The 21,959-nt window shown below is 71.1% G+C and carries 9 protein-coding genes; 6 read left to right on the top strand and 3 right to left on the bottom strand.

All coding sequences use genetic code 11. The features are described 5' to 3' along the window. Positions 1-15 precede the first annotated feature (15 nt). The gene (locus Sp245p_RS29360; protein WP_014242524.1) at positions 16-1,119 is read right to left on the bottom strand and encodes an ABC transporter ATP-binding protein; all 1,104 of its coding nucleotides are present in this window, start codon (positions 1,117-1,119) and stop codon (positions 16-18) included. A gap of 80 nt (positions 1,120-1,199) precedes the next feature. Beyond that, a complete protein-coding gene (gene glpD / locus Sp245p_RS29355; protein ID WP_109139150.1) occupies positions 1,200-2,741 on the bottom strand; it encodes a glycerol-3-phosphate dehydrogenase in 1,542 nt (513 codons plus the stop codon). Between the two features lie 210 nt (positions 2,742-2,951). On the opposite strand from glpD, the gene Sp245p_RS29350 reads away from it, so the two are divergent. Continuing rightward, positions 2,952-3,557: a DedA family protein gene (locus Sp245p_RS29350; RefSeq protein ID WP_014242522.1), complete on the top strand. Its 606-nt coding sequence runs from the start codon at positions 2,952-2,954 to the stop codon at positions 3,555-3,557. 40 nt (positions 3,558-3,597) lie between these two features. Here Sp245p_RS29350 and Sp245p_RS29345 read toward each other — a convergent pair whose 3' ends face one another. After that, positions 3,598-3,801, bottom strand: coding sequence for a DUF3008 family protein (locus Sp245p_RS29345; RefSeq protein WP_014242521.1), 204 nt, complete (start codon positions 3,799-3,801; stop codon positions 3,598-3,600). A gap of 367 nt (positions 3,802-4,168) precedes the next feature. On the opposite strand from Sp245p_RS29345, the gene Sp245p_RS29340 reads away from it, so the two are divergent. From Sp245p_RS29340 to Sp245p_RS29320, 5 genes are read left to right on the top strand one after another with little or no spacing between them, the layout of a single operon-like run. Beyond that, complete coding sequence (locus Sp245p_RS29340) at positions 4,169-16,765, top strand: non-ribosomal peptide synthetase (RefSeq protein WP_109139149.1); 12,597 nt, start codon at positions 4,169-4,171, stop codon at positions 16,763-16,765. Then, positions 16,762-17,778, top strand: a complete 1,017-nt coding sequence (locus Sp245p_RS29335; RefSeq protein WP_014242513.1) for a TauD/TfdA family dioxygenase — start codon at positions 16,762-16,764, stop codon at positions 17,776-17,778. Before Sp245p_RS29340 ends, Sp245p_RS29335 begins: the two co-directional genes overlap by 4 nt. Continuing rightward, positions 17,775-19,424 carry an ATP-binding cassette domain-containing protein gene (locus Sp245p_RS36365; RefSeq protein ID WP_109139148.1) on the top strand — a complete coding sequence of 550 codons (1,650 nt, stop codon included), beginning with the start codon at positions 17,775-17,777 and terminating at the stop codon, positions 19,422-19,424. The genes Sp245p_RS29335 and Sp245p_RS36365 overlap by 4 nt, the downstream gene beginning before the upstream one ends. Then, on the top strand, positions 19,421-21,073 hold the full coding sequence (locus Sp245p_RS29325; protein WP_014242510.1) for a cyclic peptide export ABC transporter: 1,653 nt from the start codon (positions 19,421-19,423) through the stop codon (positions 21,071-21,073). The genes Sp245p_RS36365 and Sp245p_RS29325 overlap by 4 nt, the downstream gene beginning before the upstream one ends. Further along, positions 21,073-21,843: a thioesterase II family protein gene (locus tag Sp245p_RS29320; protein WP_052584471.1), complete on the top strand. Its 771-nt coding sequence runs from the start codon at positions 21,073-21,075 to the stop codon at positions 21,841-21,843. Before Sp245p_RS29325 ends, Sp245p_RS29320 begins: the two co-directional genes overlap by 1 nt. Positions 21,844-21,959: the final 116 nt, after the last annotated feature.

Here is a 21,959-nt window from a genome sequence, read left to right as displayed (position 1 = left end):
CGTCCGCCCTCCCCGTCACGCCGCCATGACCAGCGGCGGCGCCGCGGCCAGCCGCCCGTCATGGCCGAACACGAACAGCCGCCGCGGGTCGATGAAGCACTCGATCCGCTCGCCCGGTTCGACCTCCAGCACGCCGCGCGTAACGGCCACCCAACGGTCCGCCCCGCCATCGGTGCGCGGCAGATCGATGTGGACGAAGCTCTCCGACCCGGTGATTTCGCTGACCGCCACGGCTCCGCTCAAGGCGATGGCGTCGGCGTGGGGCCGCGTCAGATGCAGGTGGTCGGCGCGGAAGCCGATGGTGTAGTCGTCGTCCGGCAGCTCGGCCAGCACGCCGCGCGCCGGCCCATGTTCCCCCGTCGCCAGCACGATCTGCAGGCCACGCTTGTGCACCCGCATGGTGTTGAGCGGCGGGTCGGAGAAGACCCGCGCGCTGGTCAGGTTGGCCGGGCGGCGGTAGACGTCCGGGGTGCGCCCGAACTGCGCCAGCCGCCCTTCCCACAGCGTCGCCGTGTTGCCGCGGAGCAGGAGCGCCTCCGCCGGCTCCGTCGTCGCGTAGACGAAGACGGCGCCGGTCGCGGCGAAGATTTTCGGCAGCTCCTCCCGCAGTTCCTCGCGCAGCTTGTAGTCCAGATTGGCCAGCGGCTCGTCGAGCAGGACGAGCTGCGCCTCCTTGACCAGGGCGCGGGCGATGGCGGTGCGCTGCTGCTGGCCGCCGGAGAGCTGCTGCGGCGTGCGCTGCAGGTAGGCCTCCAGCTTCAGCAGGCGTGCCGCCTCCCGCACCTTGCGGTCGATCTCGTCCTTGGGCCGGCGGGCGACCCGCAGGGGGGAGGCGATGTTCTCGTAGACGGTCAGGGACGGGTAGTTGATGAACTGTTGGTAGACCATGGCGACGGAGCGTTCGCGGACGTGCCGCCCCGTCACGTCCGCCCCGTCCACCAGCACGCGCCCGGCGCTGGGCACGTCCAGCCCGGCCATCAGCCGCATCAGCGACGTCTTGCCCGACAGGGTCGGCCCCAGCAGAACGTTCAGCGACCCGCGCTCCAGGCTCAGCGACACGTTCTCCAGGTGAACGTGGCCGCCGACATGCCTGCTGACCTTGTCCAGAACCAAGCCCACCGGCCTTCCTCCCCAATATTCATTTTTTCTTTATTGAGATGGTTCTTGTCGCCCTGTTTCCAGCCTGTTTTCCACGCCCGCTATTCGGCAGCGTCGGATGCCCTCTCCCTCCGGCTGCGCTCCTCGGTCATGAAGGCGTCGAGCGCCTGGGCCTGGGCGGCGTCCAGCCGCAGCCCCAGCTTGGTCCGGCGCCACAGCACGTCCTCGGCGGTCTCCGCCCACTCCTCCGTCATCAGATAGCGGACCTCGGCCTCGGTCAGAGTCCCGCCGAAGTCGCGGCCCAGATCCTCCGGCCGTGCGGCGCTGTCGAGAATCCTGCGGGCGCGGGTGCCGTAGGTGCGCGCCAGCCGCTCCAGATGCGGCTGGGTCAGGAAGGGCGCCCGCCCGCGCAGTTCGGAAATCAGCGTCGCGACGCCGTCCGCCGGGAAATCGCCGCCCGGCAGGGTGCCGGCGCTGCTCCAGTCCGAGGCGCCCGGAGCGAGCTTCGGCAGGAAGGGCGCCAGCTTGGCGATGGCCGCGTCGGCCAGACGGCGGTAGGTGGTGATCTTGCCGCCGAAAATGTTGAGCAGCGCCGCCTTGCCGTCGCCCGGCGCGTCGAGCGCCAGCACATAGTCGCGGGTCGCCGCCTGAGCCGTCGAGGCGCCGTCGTCGTAGAGCGGGCGGACGCCGGAATAGGTCCACACCACGTCGGCCGGGGTCACCGGTTTGGCGAAATAGTCCCCGGCGGCGGCGCAGAGATAGGCGATCTCCGCCTCCGACGCGCGGACGTCCGCCGGATCGCCCTGGTAGTCGTTGTCGGTGGTGCCGATCAGGGTGAAGTCGCGCTCGTAAGGGATGGCGAAGACGATGCGCTTGTCGGCGTTCTGGAAGATGTAGCAGCGGTCGTGGTCGAACAGCTTCGGCACCACGATGTGCGAGCCCTGGACCAGACGGATGCGCGCGTCCACCGTGGACCGCGCCCCCTGCCGCATCACCTCCGACACCCAGGGGCCGGCGGCGTTGACCAGCGCGCGGGCGCGGATGCTGCTGCGCTGGCCGCTGCGCGTGTCCTCCACCGTCACGGTCCACAGCCCGTCCTCGCGGACGGCGTTCAGGAAACGGGTGCGGGTGCGGATCGTCGCGCCCATGCGGGCGGCGTCCTGCGCGTTCAGCACCACCAGACGCGCGTCGTCGACCCAGCAATCCGAATATTCGAAAGCGCGACCGAAACCGGGCTTCAGCGGCTTCCCCGCCGGATCGTTGCGCAGATCGAGCCCACGCGTGCCCGGCAGCTTCTCCCGCCCGCCGAGATGGTCGTAGAGGAACAGGCCGAGCCGCAGGAACCAGGAGGGCCGCAGGCCGGGCAGGTGCGGCAGGACGAAGCGCAGCGGCCAGATGATGTGCGGCGCCATGCGCCACAGCACCTCGCGCTCGCGCAGCGCCTCGCGGACCAGCCGGAACTCGTAATATTCCAGGTAGCGCAGGCCGCCGTGGATCAGCTTGGTCGAGGCCGAGGACGTGCCCGACGCCAGATCCTTCTGTTCGCACAGATAGACGGAGCAGCCGCGTCCCGCGGCATCGCGCGCGATGCCACAGCCGTTGATGCCGCCGCCGACGATGGCAAGGTCGTAGACCCCGGCCATCCATCCCTCCTCTCCGCTGTGCGCCCGCCCCTTGCGGTCTGCGCTTTTGTTTTCGTTTCAAACGGTAGCCGAGGGTTCGACGGGCCGCAATACGAAAAAAGTGAAAGCGATACGAAAGGTCATGGCGCCATCAACCCTCCCTCGTTGGGAGAGCCGGTGAACTCCCACGGCGCCGGCGGGTTATCCAGGCAACCGGAAGCGGAGGATCGCGTGTTCGAGTGGATCGCAGACATGGTCGAAGGCGGCGGCTACGCCGGCATCGCGCTTCTGATGCTGCTGGAGAACGTCTTTCCGCCCATCCCGTCGGAACTCATCATGCCCCTGGCCGGCTTCGTCGCCGCCCGCGGCGACCTCAGCCTGCCGCTGGTGGTGCTGGCGGGCACGGTGGGGTCGGTGGCCGGAGCGCTGGTCTGGTACTACGCCGGGCTGTGGCTGGGCAGCGAACGGCTGAAGCGGCTGGCCGCCCGGCATGGCCGCTGGCTGACAGTGGCGCCCGCGCAGGTTGACGAGGCGACGGGCTGGTTCCGTCGGCACAGCGGGGCGTCGGTGCTGATAGGGCGCCTGATCCCGGCGGTGCGCACGCTGATCTCCGTTCCCGCCGGGATCGCCGGGATGAGTCTGGTGCGCTTCCTGGTCTACTCGACCATCGGAACGGCGCTTTGGTCGCTGGTCCTCGCCGGGGCGGGCTATCTGCTGGAGGGCCAGTACGACAAGGTGTCGGGGTGGATGGACCCGGTGGCCAAGCTGGTCATCGCCGCCATCGCCGGCTGGTACGCCTACCGCGTCGCCACCTTCCGCCCGCAGGAGCAGAACTGACGGGGGGCGTCCCCGTCAGTTTCGCAGAAACAGCCTGACATCAGCCCTTTGCGTCATCCTTTGAACTGCGGGCGGGCAGATCCTTGCGCTTGGCGGAGGCCATCTCCCGCAGTTCTTTCTCGCTCATTGACTTGGCCATTTCCTTCGACGCCCCGCGCAGGCTGGATTCCGGCTGCTCCCCACGCTTGGCGGCCAGCGCCGCACCCGCAGCCATCTGCTGCTTCTTGGACTCCGCCTTACTCATCCGATCCCTCCCCCGTGACGTGAACGCTCCTTCCATCAACAGGATTGGAGCGGATTCCGCACTGGCTGGCTGGCGCTGCAACCTTTGATCAACCCGCCGCATACCATCCGCTGCGCCGTGATGGAGGCGATGTCCATCGGAACTCAATAACCACACACGGGTGTGCGCGAATTCATTCCACATCTGTAATGCGGCTTTCTTTGTTGTCAGAATCTCTCTGAGTTGTATCTTCAGTTGACAATCCTCCTTTAGGACGTATTCTCGGCGACCTAATCCCTTTTTGGGATGCATATGACGTTTTTGTAAAAATTCGTCACGAATTTTCCCGTCGGATCATTGCAACGCCGAAGGATTTGTGGGGACTTCGATGCCCGACACCACGCCGCACCTCCCCAACGACCGCCTTCATCTGTCCAACAGTTTCGGACCGGTCAAAATCTGGCCTGATCTTCGTCTGCACGAAGGATTCGAACGGCTTGCCGAACGGCATCCCACCGCTCCGGCGGTGGTGACGGAGGCCGGCATCCTCGACTATGCCGGGCTGGACGCGGCGGCCAACGCGCTGGCCCACGCGCTGCTGGCGCTGGGGCTGGACAGGGAGGAGCCGGTCGGCGTTCTGGCGGAGCGATCGGGCGATCTGCCGCAGGCGTTCCTCGGGATTCTCAAGGCAGGCGGTGTCTATGTGCCGATGGTCGCCGACCTGCCGCCGGAGCGGCTGGCAAACATGGCGCGGCAAGCGGGGATGCGGCTGCTGATCGCCCTCGACGGGCTGCCCATACAGGACGCGCTGGCCGATGCACTGTCCGCCAATGGCAACGCCGAACGACCGCAGGCCGTCCTGCGCCCCGAATTCCTGGACGGCGACAGCCTCGCCAAGGCGACGGAACGTCCGGATCGGCCCGGCCCGGTGAACGGGCTGGCGGTCATCCTCTTCACCTCCGGGTCCACCGGCCAGCCGAAGGGCGTGCTGATCCAGCACGACGCCTGCGTGAATCTGGCGCTCGGCCACACGGAGGCGCAGGGCGTCGGGCCGGGTGACCGGGTGCTGCTGTCCACCTCGCCCGGCTTCATCCTGGGTTTCCGGGAGCTGTGCCTGCCGCTGCTCTCCGGGGCCGCTTACGTCCCGGCCTCGCGCGCGCTGATCGACGATCCGGCGCGGCTGCTCGACCATATGGCCCGGCTGGGCGTGACCATCGCGTTGTTCACGCCGTCCTACCTGCGGCTTCTGCGCGGGGCGGTTCCGGCGGGGCTGCGCATGATCCTGACCGCTGGGGAGCGGCCCAACCCCGACGACGCACGGCATTACGCCCACCACCTCGACTACTGGAACATGCACGGCGCCACCGAGGTCTGCGGCACCATCTGCATGCACAAGGTGAATCCGGACGGCGACGGCCCGCTGCCCAGCGGGCGGCCCTTCACCAACAACGCCGTCCATCTGCTCGACCGCCACGGCAACGAGGTGCCCGACGGCGCGGTCGGGGAGATCCATGTCATCGGGCGGGGCGTCTCACGCGGCTACCTTAACCAGCCCGAACTGTCGGCGGAGAATTTCGTCGAGACGCGATTCGGGCGCGCCTACCGCACGCACGATCTGGGGCGCTGGAACGAAGACGGCGACCTGGAGACGCTGGGCCGCGCCGACGACATGGTGAAGGTGTCCGGGCAGTCGGTGTCGCTGGGCGAGATCGAGCGGACGCTGCTGCGCCACCCGCTGGTCAGCCGCGCCGCCGCCCTTCAGCATCAGGGCCGCCTGACCGCCATCGTCGAGAGCGCCGATCCGGAAGCGGCGCAATCGGAAGACTGGCGCGCCTTCCTCGGCCGCAGCCTGCCCGCCTATATGGTGCCGGCGCAGGTGAAGGCCGTGGCCCGGATGCCGATCAGCTCCGCCGGCAAGACCGACCGCCGCGCCCTTCTGGCGCTCGCCGAAGAGGCATTGACCGCCGCGCGCGGCACGGGCGGAACGCTGCCGCAAGGCGATCTGGAGCGGGCCATTGCCGGGGTTTGGGAGGAGGTGTTGGACACCCGCCCGGTGATGCGGGACGACCCGTTCTTCGCCATTGGCGGCACCAGCCTGCTCGCCATCGCGGTCGGGCAGCGCCTCCATGCGCTCGGCCATCCGGTGACGGTGCCGGTGATCCTGGCCTCCCAGACGGTGAAGGCGTTGGCCCGCCGCATCGCGGAACAGAAGGGCAAGGACACGGCCCCGCCGGACCTGAGCGAAGGCCCCGCCACCGCCGGGCAGGAGGATTTCTGGGTCGCCGCCAAGCTCGGCTTCGCCGCCGCCGGATCGCACGTCGTGCGCGTCCTGTCGGTGCGCGGCCCGGTGCCGGAAGCGGAGCGCTGGCGCGCCGCCTGGGCCGCCCTGCTGGAGCGTCACCCAGCCCTGCGCACCGCCTTCCACGCCGACGCCGAAGGGCGGGTGCGCTGGCGCACGGTTCCCGTCACCGCCCTGCCGCCCTCGGCCGGTTTTTCCATTGATCGCTGCCACGTTCCGGAGGAGGCGCGGGAACTGATCGCCGGCTACGCCGAGACGCCCTTCGCCCTGACCCAGGCGCCGCTGGCCCGCGCCGGACTGATGCTCATCGAATCCGGCAACGAGACGCTGTTCTGGTTCGTGCTGCATCATGCCGTGGTGGACGGCCAGTCCGCCCGCACCGTGCAGGAGGATGTCCTCGCCCTGCTGCTGGGCCACCCCCTGCCGCCGGCGCCGCACGGCATCGCGCTGGCCACGCGGGACGAGGCGCACCACCTCCGTTCCAACGGGGCGGCGCAGGACCGCGCCTTCTGGAACGCCAAGCTGGACACCCTGCCGCCGGAGGCGTTCGAGGAGTTCCCGCTCGACCAGCCCCGCCCCGTCACGCCCGGCGGGCGCTCCGCTCCTCCCCTGGCGGAGCGGCTGGACGCCGCGACCACCGCAGCCCTCACCGCGATTGCGAAGGCGCAGGGCATCGGCCTGCACGGCCTGCTGCTGGCGATCCTGGCGGCGGAGACGCGGCGGCGCGGCGGGCGGACGGCCCTGATCCTGGGCACCGGCGTTTCGCTGCGCCCGGCGGGAGCGGAAGACGCGGTCGGGCATTTCGTCAATCTCGTGCCGGTCCTTCTGCCCGGCACCACGGCGGCACTGGCCGGACAGGTCCGGGCCGCCCAGGACGCGCTGACCGAAGCGGTCGGACACGCCGGCCTGCCCGCCAACCTGATCCAGCGTGAGTTCCGCCAGCGCCGGCCGGACGCGCTGCCGCCAGCCCGCCCCAACCTCTTCTCGGTGGCGCTGACCGCCAATCCGCCGCGGACCAGCGCCGATCCGGCCAGCGGCCTGTCGCTGTCCCCACGCCGCTTGCCCGGCGCGCTCGCCCACCCCGCCGCCGGCCTCGACTTCGCCTTCAGCCACGAGCCGGTGACGGCGGAGGGAGGCGAAGAACTGGAACTGGCGCTGCTGTGGAACCCTGACGTTTACACGGAGACCACGGCGCGCTCCTGGCTGGCCGGCTTCGCCGCCTGGGCGCGCTGGCTGGCCGCCGACCCGACACGGCTGGACTCCCCGCTGCCCGCCCTGCTCCCGGAGGAGGCGGCCCTTCTCGACCGCTGGGAGCGCGGCGAGGAGCGCCCCCGCCCAGCCCGCCGCACCCATGAACTGTTCGAGGAAATCGCCGCCCGCCAGCCGGATCGCCCCGCCGTGGTCACCCGCAGTGGCGTGCGGACCTATGGCGACCTGAACCGGGACGCCGACCGCATCGCCGCTGCCCTGCTGGGCTGCGGTGTGGCGCGGCAGGAGGCCGTGGCGGTGCTGACCGGCTGCTCGCCGGGCCTGCCCGCGGCGGTGCTCGGCGTCTGGAAGGCCGGAGCGGCCTATCTGCCGCTGGCCCAGGACCTGCCGCCGGAGCGCATGGCCTATATGGTCCGCGACGCCGGCGTCCGGCTGCTGATCGCGCTGGACGGCCAACCCATTCCGCCCGCCTTGGCCGAGGCCGTGCCGACGCTGATCCGCCCGGACATCCTCGAAGGCTCCGCCGCACCGACCGCTGTGATTGGAGCGCCGGACGACCTCGCCTACGTCATCTACACCTCCGGCACCACCGGGCACCCGAAGGGCGTCGCGGTCCGTCACGACGGCTTCATCAACGCCGCGCTGGCAACCGGGGAGACGGTCGGCCTGCGGGCCGACGACCGGATGGCGCTGGCGGCGACGCCGGGATTCGACGCCTCGCTGTGGGAACTTGGGCTGGCGCTGCTCCACGGGATGGCGCTGGTTCCCGTGCCGCCGGACCTGCGCGACGATCCGTGGGCGCTGAAGGACGCCTACGCGGCGCTGGGCGTCACCGTGGCCTTCCACGCCCCCTCCTATCTGCGGGTCAGCCAGGAGAAGCCGTTCCGGGGCCTGCGCGTCCTGCTGACCGGCGGAGAGGCGCCGAACGCCGACGACGCCCGCCACCACGCCGCCGATCTGGCCTTCTGGAACGCCTACGGTCCCACGGAGGCGAGCATCCTCGCGTCCATGGGCCGCGTCCTGCCGGACAGCGGACGCGGCGGCCCGGTGCCCGCCGGGCGCCCGCTGCCCAACAGCCGGGTCACTCTGCGCCGTCCGGATGGAACGCCGGTTCCGCCGGGCCTGCCGGGAGAAGTGTGGCTGGGAGGGGTGGGCCTCGCCCGCGGCTACCTCAACAACCCTGAGCTGACAGCGCGAGCCTTCGCCGAGACGGCGGAGGGCCGCTTCTACCGCACCGGCGATCTGGGCCGCTGGACGGCGGACGGTCAACTGGTCCTGTGCGGCCGCATCGACCATCAGGTGAAGCTGCACGGCCAGCGCGTCGAGCTTGCCGAGATCGAGCAGGATCTGCTGGCCCACCCCGCCACCACGCAGGCCGTCGTCCTGGTGGACGCCGCGGCGGAGGGCACCAAGGCGTTGCGCGCCTTCGTCCGTGCCAAGGACGGCGCCAGCCTGCCCGACGAGGAGGCGTGGCGCGCCTTCCTGGCAGACCGCCTTCCCGCCTTCATGGTGCCGGCCAGCGTGACGGCGCTGGACAGCGTCCCCCTGACACCGGCCGGCAAGATCGACCGCGACGCCCTGCTCCGCCTCGCCCACTCCCATTCCGATGGCCACGCCGCCACGGCGGAGCGGCAGGCGCCGCGGGGCGGTCTCGAAAGCCGCATCGCCGCCCTGTGGAGCGGTCTGCTGGGCGAGGAGGTCGCGCGCACCGACAATTTCTTCGCACTCGGCGGCAACAGCCTGCTGGCGGTGACCATTGCGCACCGGCTGTCGCAGGACCTGGGCGTGACCGTCCCGGCGCGCGCCCTGTTCGCCGCCCCGACCCTGGCCGGCTTCGCCCGCAAGGTGGCGGAGCTGCGTGACGCGGAAACGCCGCAGGCCGACGCGGACGAGTCCGACCTCGCCACCGAAGGGGAGCGCGAATTCTGGGTGGCCGAGGCGGCGGGGCTGGACACGCGGCCCTTCATCATCCCGGTGATCCGCGCCGTGGAGGGGGAGTTGCCGGACGCGGCCCGCTGGTCGGACGCCTGGACGGCGCTCGCCGAGCGGCACGAGGCGTTGCGCACGACCTTCGCGGAGGACGGCGAAGGGCGCTTGCGCCGCCACGTCGCCCCCTCCGTCGATGGAGCGCTGGAGACGTCCTCGCTGGCCGACCGCAACACAGCTCTGGCTCACATCCGCGCCCGCCAGGGCCAACCATTCGCCATGGCGTCCGCGCCGCTGTGGCGCGCCGGGCTGGTGACGCTGGCGGACGGCGGTGCGCCGCTGTTCTGGATGGCGATGCATCACTCCATCGGCGACGGGCGCTCGGTCGGCATCCTGCTGGAGGAACTGACCGCGTTGCTGGCGGGCGAGACCCTGCCTCCTCGGCCCGCCCGCTACGCCGCCATGGCCGCCCGCGAGCGGCGTTATCTGGACGGCCCGGACTGCGCAGCGGACGAGGCCCATTGGCGGGACCTGCTGTCCGCCCTCCCCGCCGACGCTTTCGACGACTGGCCGCTCGACACGCCGCGCGCCGCCGGGGCCGCGCCGGGCAGCCACCGCTTCGAGTTGCGGTTGGACCCAGCCGCCGCCGGCGGGCTGAAAGCCGTCGCCCGCCGGCACGAGGCCAGCCTGCACGCCGTGCTGCTGACCCTGCTGGCGCGCGAGGTGCGGCGGCGCACCGGGCGCGGCGCCGTCACCATCGGCACCACCGGCGACATCCGGGAAACCGCCGAGGATGCGCGGGTCGTCGGTTACGGCGTGAACATGCTGCCACTGGCCCTCCGGCCCGCTGCCGGTCTCCCCTTCGCAGCAGAGTTGCGTGCCACCCAGGCGGCTCTGGCCGGAGCGCTTCAGCACGCCCGGCTGCCCTTCGCGCGGATCTGCCACGGCTTCTGGGCGGATCGTCCGCAGCAGCGCGACCCAGCCCGCTACCCGCTGTTCGACATCGCGGTGACGGAAAACCCGCAAACCAGCCCCGCCCCCGGCCCGCTGCGCCTCGTCCGCCCCGATGGCGATGGGCTGGCCTACGAACGCACCGGCCATTCGCCGGGCCAGGACATGGTGCTGATCCATGAAGGGCTGGCCGACGGCGGGCTGCTGCTGCAATGGCACGTCAACGCCGCGCTCTACGCCAAGGACACGGCGGAGCACTGGTTCGAGGCGCTGGCCGCCTGGGCGCGCTGGCTGGGGCGCGACGCCGCCCACGCCGACGTGTCACCGCCCGCCCTTCTGCCGGAGGAGGAGGCGACGCTCGCGGCGTGGGAGCACGGCCCGGCGGTGGAGCGCCCGGCGCTGCCCTTCCACGCGCTGTTCGAGCGGCTGATCGACCGGCCCGGCACCGGCCAGGGTGGACGCCCGGCGGTCATCGGCGCCGACCGCGTTCTGACCTACCGCGCGGTGGAGGCAGAGGCCAACGCCATCGCCCACGCCCTGCGGGAGCGCGGGGCGGAGCGCGGCACCGTGGTCGGCGTGCTGACTGGCCGTTCGCCCAACCTGCCCGCCGCGCTGCTGGGCGTGTGGAAGGCTGGAGCGGTCTATCTGCCGCTGGCCGCCGACCTGCCGGCCGAGCGGCTGGCCTTCGTCGCCGGAGACGCCGGGGCGGCCCTGCTCCTGGCGCTGGACGGTGTCACGGTGCCCGACACACTGTCGGCCTTGCCGCTTCTGCGTCCGGAGGACCTCTCCGCCGATTTCCGAACGGCACACGCCCACCGTCCGCAAGCCGCGACCGGACCGGAAGACACTGCCTACATCCTCTACACCTCCGGTTCCACCGGTCGCCCCAAGGGCACGCCGGTCAGCCACGGCGCCTATGTGAACATGGTCTTGGGCGCCGTGGAAACCTTCGGCCTGACCGCCGAGGACCGGACGCTGATGTTCGCCTCGCCCTCCTTCGACGTGTCGCTGTCGGACATCGGCGTGCCGCTGGCCGCCGGGGCGGCGCTCTGCGCCGTTCCCTACGAGGTGCTGAGCGCGCCGGCCCAACTGATCGCCTTCCTGGCGGAGCAGCGGGTGACCGTCGCCGACCTCACGCCGACCTATCTGCGCCTGTTCGACGGGGCAAAGTTGCCGTCGCTGCGCATCCTGGTGACCGGCGGCGAGGCGCCCCTTGCGGCGGACGTGCGCGCCTACGCCGGGCGGCTGCGCTACTACAACGCCTACGGCCCCACCGAGAACACCATCACCAGCGCCATGGGGCTGCTGGGCGCGGAGGATCGGGGCTTCCTGCCCGTCGGCCGACCGCTGCCCAACACGTCGGTCCACATTCGCGACGCGGCGGGCCGCCCGGTGCCGCCGGGGGCGGTGGGGGAGATCTGGCTGGGCGGCGCCAACCTCGCCCGCGGCTACCTGAACCGGCCGGAGCAGGAGGCGGCGGCCTTCGTCGGAACGGGCGCCGGACGGCTCTACCGCTCCGGCGACCTCGGGCGCTGGCGCGCCGACGGCGAGTTGGAGGTGCTGGGCCGCATCGACGATCAGGTGAAGCTGAACGGCATCCGCATCGAACTCGGCGAGATCGAACAGGCGCTGGGCGCCCACCCGGACATCGCGCAGGCCGTGGCCCTGGTGCAGGGCAAGGCCGGCGCTGCGCAGAGCCTGTGGGCCTTCGTCCGCCCCATCCCCGGCAAGCCGGTCCCGGCCGAGGAGTCCTGGCGCGGCTGGCTGGCCGAACGGCTACCCGTGGTGATGATCCCGGCCGGGCTGATCGCGGTGGAGACGGTGCCGGTCACAGCGTCCGGCAAGGTGGACCGCGCGGCTCTGCAAGAGTTGATCGCCGGCCACGCTCCGCAGGGTGCTCAGATGGCGCCGCAGGGCCGGCTTGAGGAAACCGTCGCCCGCATCTGGGCGGAGCTGCTGGGCCGCGGCCCGGTCTGGCGCGACGACAATTTCTTCGCGCTCGGCGGCCACAGCCTGCTCGCCATCGCCGTCGCCCACGCTCTGGAAAAGGAACTGGGGCATCCCGTCTCCGCCCGCGACCTGTTCACCGAGCCAACCCTGCGCGGCTTCGCCGCCCGCCTCGCCGCCGCCGCCGCTCCCGCGGAATTCTCCTCCGATGCCGAATCCGACCGCGCGACCGAAGGCCAGCGGGAGTTCTGGGTGGCCGAGCAGGCCGGGCTGGACACCCGCGGCTTCAACATCCCCATGACATTGGCGGTGGAAGGCGCCCCCCCGGCCGATGACCGCTGGCAAGCCGCCTGGACCACCCTCGCCGAGCGGCACGAGGCGTTGCGCACCGGCTTCCAGGAGGACGAAGGCGGCACGCTCCGCCGTGTCGTCCATCCCGTGACCGACGCCCTGGAGATTGGGACGGCCCCCGGCCGCGCCGCCGCTCTGGACCTCATCCGGAAGCGCCAGACGGCGCCCTTCGCCATGGCCGCTCCGCCGCTGTGGCGTGCTGGGCTGGTCCGGGTGGCCGACGGCAGCGGCGCCCTGTTCTGGCTCGCCCTGCACCATTCCATCGGCGACGGGCTGTCGCTCGGCCTGCTGGCGGACGGCCTCGCAGCACTGCTGCGCGGGGTGTCCCTGCCCGGCCGCGCCCCCGGCTTCGGCCGCTCCGCCGCGCGGGAGGAGGCCTATCTGGCCGGCGAGGCTGCCCGGTCGGACGCGGAGCATTGGCAGAGCCTGCTCTCTGGGGTCGACCCCGCCGCCTTCGAGGAATGGCCGCTCGACACCCCGCGTCCGACGGTGCGCAGCACTGAAACGGCCAAGGGAAGCCATTGCCACCGCGTCCGCCTCGCTCCGGACGTGGCGGAGGCGTTGCGCGTCCTCGCCCGTCGCAACGGCGCCAGCCTGCATGCCCTGATGATGACGCTGATGGCGTGCGAGGTGCGGCGCCGCACCGGCCGGGCGGCGTTCCTGATGGGCACCGCCGCCTCCACCCGCGAAACGGCGGAGGAGGCGGGCGTCGTCGGCTATTACGTCAACATGCTGCCGGTGCCTTTCCGGATAGAGCGGAGCGAACCGCTGGAACAGGCGGTCAAGGCCACGCAAAGCCGTCTGGCGGAAGCCTTGCGCCATGGCCGCCAGCCCTTTGCCCGCATCCACCAGGAGTTCCGCCGCAACCAGCCGCAGGGGCATCACCCGGCCCGCTACCCGCTGTTCGATCTGGCGGTGACGGAAAATCCGGCGACGGCCGTTCCGCGGGGTGACGCGCTCCGCTTCGCAGCCATCGACACCTTCGACGGCGACGGCATCCAGTACGAGTTGCGCCAGAGCGCCCCCGCCCAGGACCTCGTCCTGGTGCATGAGGGGCAGGCGGATGGCGGGCTGGTCCTCCAGCTCTACGCCAACGCCGCCCTTTACGAGCGGAAGACCGCCCAGGCCTGGACCGCGGCGCTGGCCGGCTGGGCACGGCGGCTGGCCGATCCGCAGCGGACGCTGGGCGAACCACTGCCCGCGCTGCTGCCGGACGAGGAAACGCTGCTCGCCGCGTGGGAGCGCGGCCCGGCGATGCCGCATCCGGTTCCCTGCTTCCACCACCGGTTCGCCGCGCTGGCGCGCTCGCAGCCGGACCGCCCAGCCCTCATCACCGACGACGGCGCGGTCAGCTACGCCGCGATGAACGCCCGCGCCAACGCGCTGGCCCACGCGCTGCTGGCGCGGGGCCTGCGGACCGGCGACGCGGTCGGCGTCCTGACGGAGCGCTCGCCCGCCCTGCCCGAAGCGGTGCTGGCGATCTGGAAGGCCGGGGCCTCCTATCTGCCGCTGACCCGCGATCTGCCGGCGGACCGGCTGGCCTTCATCGCCCGCGACGCCGCCATCCGCACCGTCATGGCGCTGGACGGTCACCCTCTGCCCGACGCGCTGGCGCAGGCCGGATACGCCGTCATCCGCCCGGAAGCTCTGACCGGGGACTTCCGCACCGCCCACGCCCATGAGCCGCAGGCCGGCACGCGCAGCACGCCCGGCGATCCCGCCTACATCATCCACACCTCGGGGTCCACCGGGCTGCCGAAGGGGGTCGTGCTGCATCATGGCGGTATGCTGAACCTTGCCCTGTCGATGGCGCGGATGATGGGCGTCCAGCCGGACGAACGGACGCTTCTCAGCTCCTCCCCCTCCTTCGACGCCTGGATCTCCGATTCCGTGATGACCTGGGCGACCGGCGGCGCGCTGGTTCCGATCCGCCGCGCCGAGATGGACGACACCGCCGGGCTGCGCGCCAAGATGGAACGGCTGGTCGTCACCTCCGCCACCCTGCCACCCTCCTACCTGCGGCTGTTCGAGCAGGCGGACCTGCCGACCCTGCGCATCCTGATGACGGTGGGTGAGCCGCCCAACGCCGCCGACGCCCTGCACTACGCGGCCCGGCTGCGCTACATCAACGGCTACGGCCCGACCGAGAACACCGCCGCGGCCAGCATCGGCATCCTGCGCCCGGACTCGCCCTGGATGAGCGCCGGGCGCCCGCTGCCCAACACCGCCATCCACATCCTGGACGAGGACGGGGAACCGGTGCCCCCTGGCGCCATCGGCCATGTCTGGCTGAGCGGCCTGGGGCTGGCCATCGGCTATCTGAACCGGCCCGACCTGACCGCCGCCGCCTTCGTGGAGACGGCGAAGGGCCGCCGCTACCGCACCGGCGACCTCGGTCGCTGGCTGCCCAACGGGGAGCTTCTGGTCCTCGGCCGGTCGGACAGCCAGGTGAAGCTGCGCGGCCAGCGCGTCGAGCTGGGCGAGATCGAGCACCGGCTGGAATCCTACCCCGGCGTGCAGCAGGCGGTGGCTCTGGTGGACGCGCCGCCGGGCGGTACCCAAACGCTGTGGGCCTTCGTCAGCCTCGCGCCCGACGCCGCGGAGCCGACGCAGGCCACCTGGGCCGCCCATGCGGCGGCGGCGCTGCCCGCCTACATGGTGCCGGCGGCGGTGATCCGGGTGCCGGCGATACCAGTGACGGTGGCCGGCAAGGTCGACCGCAAGGCGCTGCTGCAAGCGCTGGCCGACCACGCGCCCTCCGAAGGCACAGCCTCCGGCGCCTACACCCCGCCGCGCAACGCGGTGGAGCAGCGGGTGGCGGAGCTGTGGGCGGAGCAGCTTCAGCGGCCCGTTCCGGGGCGCGAGGCCGGCTTCTTCGAGCTGGGCGGCGACAGCTTGCGGGCGATCGCCGTGGTCAACCGCCTGCGCCGCGAATTCGCTTGCAGGATCAACGACCTCTACGAAGCGCCGGTGCTCGCTGATTTCGCGCTGCGCCTGCGGCCCCAGCCGGACCATCTGCACCGCGTCATCGCCACCGTCCGCTCCCATTGGTGGGATTATCAGGCGACCCTGCCAGCCTTCGACGCCGCCCGCGACCGGGCGCTGGCCGAGCAGCAGCAAGCCTACGAGGCACGGAACGCCGCCTACGCCGCCTTCGACGGGACGGAGCGGCGCGACTATGGCGAGGCGCTGCTGACCGGCGCCACCGGCTATCTCGGCGCCTACCTGCTGCGGGAGCTTCTGTCCGATCCGGCAGGGCGGGTGACCGCACTGGTGCGCGGGGGCGACGACGAGGCCGCCCAAGCCCGGCTGGGCCGCGTGCTGGCCGGCTATTTCGGGGCGGCGGGCGGGGCGACGCTGATCGGCGATCCGCGCCTGACCGTGCGGGCCGGCGACCTGCGTCGCGACGGGCTGGGCCTCACACCCACGGTGCACGGCGCGCTAGCGGAGGGGGTGCGGGCGGTCTTCCACTGCGCCGCCAACGTCAACCATTTCGGCCATTACGCGGAGTTCCACGCCGACAATGTGGAAGCGACGCGCCGGCTCCTCGACCTCGCCGCCGCGCGGCGCGGCGACCCGGCGGACTTCCACCTGATCTCCACCCTGTCGGTCACCGGCAAGGCGCCGGAGGACAGCTTCAAACTGGTCACCGAGTACGACGCGGTGCCGGACACCCTCGACGAGAACTACTATGTCCGCAGCAAGCAGGAGGCGGAGCGGCTGGTCACGGCGGCGCGCGGCGATCTGCGCAACGCCAGCATCCACCGCGTCGGCAACGTCGTCTTCGCGGCGGAGGGCGGGCCGTTGCAGTTGAACCTGCGGGACAACGCCTTCTTCCGGCAACTGGCCGCCTTCGTGCGGCTGGGGGTGGTGCCCGACGATTCGCACGTCTGGCTGTGCCACGTCGATCGGGTGGCCCGCGCGGTGGCGTTGCTGGCCGGTGCCGCCGGCCTCGCCAACGAGACGCACCATGTGGAGAACCACCGCCGCGACACGCTGGCCGACTTCGTCACCTCGGCGGCGGGCATGGCGGGTGCCGTCCGGGCAGTTGGCTTCGACGCGCTGCTTGACCGGCTGGAGCGCGCCATCGCGGAACCGGAGATGGACGGCGCGCTGGCCCAGACGCTGGAGGGCTTCGGGCTCTACAGCGGGCGCTCCCCCCAGGCGCGCGGCCGGCGGCAGGAGTTGACCTCCGAACGCACGCAAGCACTGCTCGGCCGCATGGGCTTCGGCTGGCCGCCGGTTCCCCGCGCTGGGCAGGCCGACATGCTGCGCGCCGCCGCGGACCTCTTCTCCCGATGAACGCCTCCGGAGCCACCATGCTAACCCACATCCAAGACCTTGGCTTCCGCTCCGGAGAATTCACCGTCGAGCCGTTGCCCGACGCGGAGTCCGGGCGGGTCCTCGCCATCCTGGCCGCCCGCCACGGGACGGAAACCGACGCCGCCGCCCTCGTCCCGGACGGGCGGGAAACCGAGCTGCGCGGCGAACTGGCGGAGGCCGCGCCCGGCCTGTCCGCCCTGGCCACGGCGATCCGCGACCGGCTCGAGACCAGCCACAGCGGCGTGCTGATCCGCCGCGCCCATCTCGGCAGTCACGATCTCGACACCCGGCGCCGCCTGCTCTACGCGCTGGCGGTGTGCATTGGCGCGCCGACCGCGACCGACCGGATCGACCGCAAGGTGGTGTGGGACATCAAGGTCCGCCCCGAACTGGTCCGCAGCGGCGGCGCCTCCACCTTCTCCGAGCACGCCGACGAGGCCGACTTCCACACCGACACGCAATATTTTCCAACCCCCGAACGCTACATGCTGCTCTATTTCGCCCAAGCGGCGGCCTGCGGCGGCGGGCGGTCCAGCCTGCGCGACGCCCGCTGCGTCCGCGCGGCCCTGGCCGGCAGCGACGAGGGGCGCTGGGCGCTGGACCTGCTGTCGCAAACGGCGCTGCCCTTCCGCATCCCCGCCACCTTCACCCGAACCGGATCGCGGGACGCGGTGGAGGTTACCTTCGCCACCGTCTTCGGCGACCGTCCGCTCATCCGCTTCCGCACCGACACGCTGCGCCGCGGGCTGGCCGCCCGACCGGAGCACGACACGCCGGAGGTCCGCCGCGCGCTCGCCATCCTCCAGGCGGAGCTGGACAACCCGGCACGCCGGCTGGAGACCTTCATGGAGTCCGACAGCCTGTTGGCGATGAACAACCACGAGGCGCTCCACGGCCGAGGCGCCTTCGCCGACCCGGACCGCCACGCGCTGCGCATCCGCATCGACGACGGCGCTCCGCAGGATGGCGCCCCGCAGGATCACGCGCGATGAACCTCCTCCGCCTGCTGGGACGGCTGGGACCGGCGCCGCTGCGCCGGCTGGTTCTCTACGCCCTGGGGTCGGCCCTCTTCTCCACGCTGGTGCTGGCATTGGTCAACCGCGGGGCGGAGGAGATCGCCGCGGAGAAGGCCGACTTCGTCAACGTGCCTCTGGCCGCCGCCTTCGTCGTCAGCGTCCTCCTCTACATGCTCCTCGAAGGCCGCATGGTCGCCCACCTGTCGGCGGACGCGGAGGAAGTGGTGGACACGCTGCGCATGCGGCTGCTCGACCAGATCCGCCGCGCCGACCTGTGGAAACTGGAACGCTTCGGCCAGACCCCGCTGTTCGAAAGCGTGACGCAGAGCAGCCAGCTCATCTCGCAGAACTCGCAATTCCTGGCGCTGACGGTGCGCTCGGTCTTGCTGACCGGGACGATCCTGCTCTACATCGCCACCATCTCGCCGGTCGCCTTCCTGCTGATCGGCGGGCTGCTCGGCGCCGGGACATGGTTCTACGTCCGGCTGGGCCGCGCGCTGGAGGAGCGGCAGCGCGCCATGATGGCCGAGGAGGCCTCCCTGTTCGAAGGCGTGTCGGACCTGTTCGACGGCTTCAAGGAGCAGCGTCTGAACAGCGCCCGCAGCCGCGACCTCAACGCCGCCTTCGGCACCGTGTCCGGCCGCACCACCACGGCCCGCGGCGCGGTGCATCTGCACACCTGGCAGCAATTCGTGTTCGGCGAGTGCGCCTTCAACCTGATGCTGGGCGTGGTCGTTTTCGTCGTGCCGTCCTACTCCAGCGCCATCTCGGCGGAACTGGTGAAGATCACCGCCGCCATCTTCTTCATGTCCGCCCCGGTGTTCGGGCTGATGCAGTCTCTGGCGGTGATGAGCGCCGCGGAGGCCGCCGCCGGGCGCATGATGGCTCTGGAAGGCCAGCTCGCCGCGTTGGCGGAGGCCGGGAGCGACGGCCCCGCCCTGCCGGTGCCGGTCAACTTCGCCGAGTTGCGGATGGAGGGGGTGGAGTTCGCTTTTCCCGCCCCGCCGGGCGAGCCGCCGTTCGCGGTCGGCCCCTTCGACCTGACCATCCGGCGCGGCGAGGTGATCTTCATCACCGGCGGCAACGGGTCAGGCAAATCGACCTTCATCAAGCTGCTGACCGGCCTCTACCACCCGCTGCGCGGGCGGATCACGGTGGACGGGGTGCCGGTCGGACCTCAGCGCATCGCCGCCTACCGCGAGCTGATGGCGACCGTCTTCGCCGACTTCCACCTGTTCGCCCGCCTTTACGGCCAGGACGCCATCAACCCTGTGGAGGCCGCCGAGCTGATGCGCTGGATGGAGATGGAGCGGGTCACCGCTCTGGAGGGCGACCGCTTCGGGCGGCGCGACCTGTCCGCCGGCCAGCGCAAGCGGCTGGGCCTCGTCGCGGCGATCCTGGAGAAGGCCCCGATCCTGATCCTCGACGAATGGGCCGCCGACCAGGACCCGCATTTCCGCTTCAAGTTCTACCGGGAGGTCGTGCCGGAACTAAAGCGGCGCGGCCTTACCATCGTGGCGGTGACCCACGACGACCATTACTTCGACGTCGCCGACCGCCGCCTGCACATGGAGGAGGGCCAACTGACCGAACTCGCCCATTGGACGGAGGGCGTGGCATGAGGCTGGCGGCCATCGTCCTGCGCGAGCTTCCGGAGAATCTGCGCACGCTCGCCCTGATGAACGTCCTGTCGGCGATCGCGACCGCGGCGCTGCTTTGGCTGGTCGACGCCGCCGCCAAGGACGCCGCCAAGGGCATCGTCAGCCCGCGCCTTCTGGTGATGTACGCCGTCACGGTGACGCTGTTCGGGGTGACCCACAATTACGCGCTGGTCACCGCGTCCCAGGACGCCGAGCGGCTGATCCACAGGATCCGCCTGCGCCTGTTCGATCTGGTGCGCCGCGCCGACCTCGTGACCGTGGATCGCATCGGGCGGGCGTCCCTGCACGGCGTGCTGACCCAGGACACCCAGACGCTGGCCCAGACCCTGCCGCTTCTGGCGATCGGCGGGCAGCAGGCGGTGATGCTGGTCTTCCTGGCAGTCTATCTGGCCTGGCTGTCGCCGTTGGCCTGCGTGATGGCCTTCGCCTTCGCCGGGATCGCCGTGGCCGTGAAGGTCGCGCGCGTGCAGCGCCTGCGCCGCAGCATGGTGGAGGCGGCGGCGGCCGAGGCGCGCGTCTTCGACGGGCTGACCGATCTGCTGCGCGGCTTCAAGGAGGTGCGGATGAACCGCCGCCGCGGCGACGGGCTGATCCACGACCTCGCCGACGCCTCGTCCCGGGCGCGGGCGGTGAACGTGGACATGAAGGAGCAGTGGGGCCGCAACTTCGCGCTGGTCGAGGCGATGTTCTACACGCTGATCGGCATGATGGTCTTCGTCGTGCCGCTGTTCACCACCGGCTATCACGAGGTGGTGGTGGCGGCGACCACGGCGGCGCTGTTCATCGTCGGGCCGGTCAGCACCGTCTCCTTCGTTACTCCGCTGGTCGCCCAGACCGAACTGGCCCTGTCCAACATCGAGGCGATGGAGGAGCGGCTGCGCGCCGCCGCCGGCAGCGCCCCGGACGAGGGGGCGGAGCGGCTGCCCGGCCCGCCGACCAGCATTGCGCTCAAGGATGCCACCTTCGCCTATCACGACGGCGAGGGCGCGCCGGTCTTCGCGGTCGGGCCGCTGTCGGCGGAGTTCCGGGCGGGCGAGATCACCTTCGTCACCGGCGGCAACGGCTCCGGCAAATCCACGATGCTGCGCCTGCTGACCGGGCTGATGCCGCTGGACGGCGGCCAACTCCTCGCCGACGGGGAGCCGGTGCCGGCGGAACGGATGCAGAGCTACCGCGACATGATCTCGGCCATCTTCTCCGACTATCACCTGTCGCGCCGCCTCTACGGCGTGGCCGACCCCGACCCGGCGCGCGTCCGCCTCCTGCTGGAACGGCTGGAGATGCAGGACAAGGTGACGATCGCGGACGGCGGTTTCAGCACGGTGGCTCTGTCCACCGGCCAACGCAAGCGCCTCGCCCTCGTGGTCGCGCAGATGGAGGACAAGCCGGTCATCGTGCTGGACGAATGGGCCGCCGACCAGGATCCGCATTTCCGCCGTGTCTTCTACGAGGAACTGCTGCCGGAGCTGAAGGCGTTGGGCAAGATCGTCATCTGCGTGACCCACGACGAGCGCTGGTTCGGCCTCGCCGACCGCGTCTATCACATGAACGAGGGCCGCATCGAGGAAGGCCACGGCCACCATCACCTGTTCGCCCTGGAGCCGGCGTGATGGCTCCGTCTCCCTCCCCTTGGCTGCAAGGTTTCCGACCGGTTTCGGCGCCGCGCCACACCCTGGTCTGCTTCCCCTACGCCGGGGCCGGCGCCGCCGTCTTTCGCGAGTGGGCATCGGACGTCGGGCCGGACACGGAACTGTTGGCCGTGTGCCTGCCGGGACGGGAGAGCCGCATCGGCGAACCACCGCTGCGCCGGGCCGAGGACGTCGTGTCGGCCATCCTGACCGCGCTGCAACCGCTGGGAGACCGCCCTCTGATCCTGTTCGGCCATTCGCTGGGCGCGGCGTTGGCCTACGCCACCGCCCGCGCTCTGGTGGCGCGGGGATGCCCACCCGCTCTGCTGGCCGTCTCGGGACGCCGGGCGCCGCACCTGCCGTCACGGCGCGCCCCATCCCACGCCTTGGATGATGGGGCCTTCCGCACCCGTCTCGTCGCGCTGGGCGGCACCCCGCCCGAGGTTCTCGCCTGCGACGAGTTGATGGAACTGATGCTGCCGATGCTGCGCGCCGACTTCGTCATGTCCGACGGCTTCCACGAAGACGGCCCCTCACCGCTTCCCGTGCCGATCCTGGCTTTCGCCGGGGTGGAGGACAATGAGGCTACGGTCGAGGAAGTTTCCGCCTGGGAACAGGTGGCCGGTGCGGCGTTCGCTCTGTGCACACTTCCCGGCGGTCATTTCTTCCTACACGAAAAACGCTCTTTGATTGTCTCTCAAGTTCGAATGGCGCATTTTTTGTGGAGCAAAGTTCAAAATTATACTTTTTAATGGCAAAAACTTTGACGAAGACAACCAATTTCGTTAGCCCATAAGACGGTGCCGCCGGCCACCACCGGCGGCGTTTTCGGAGCGGGCCGTCCCTTCGGGGCCGACTGTCGCCGCGG

Source organism: Azospirillum baldaniorum, from assembly GCF_003119195.2.
In the GTDB taxonomy this organism is placed as follows: domain Bacteria; phylum Pseudomonadota; class Alphaproteobacteria; order Azospirillales; family Azospirillaceae; genus Azospirillum; species Azospirillum baldaniorum.
Note: the sequence above shows the minus strand (reverse complement) of the source record. Positions and strands in the feature narration are given on the sequence as shown.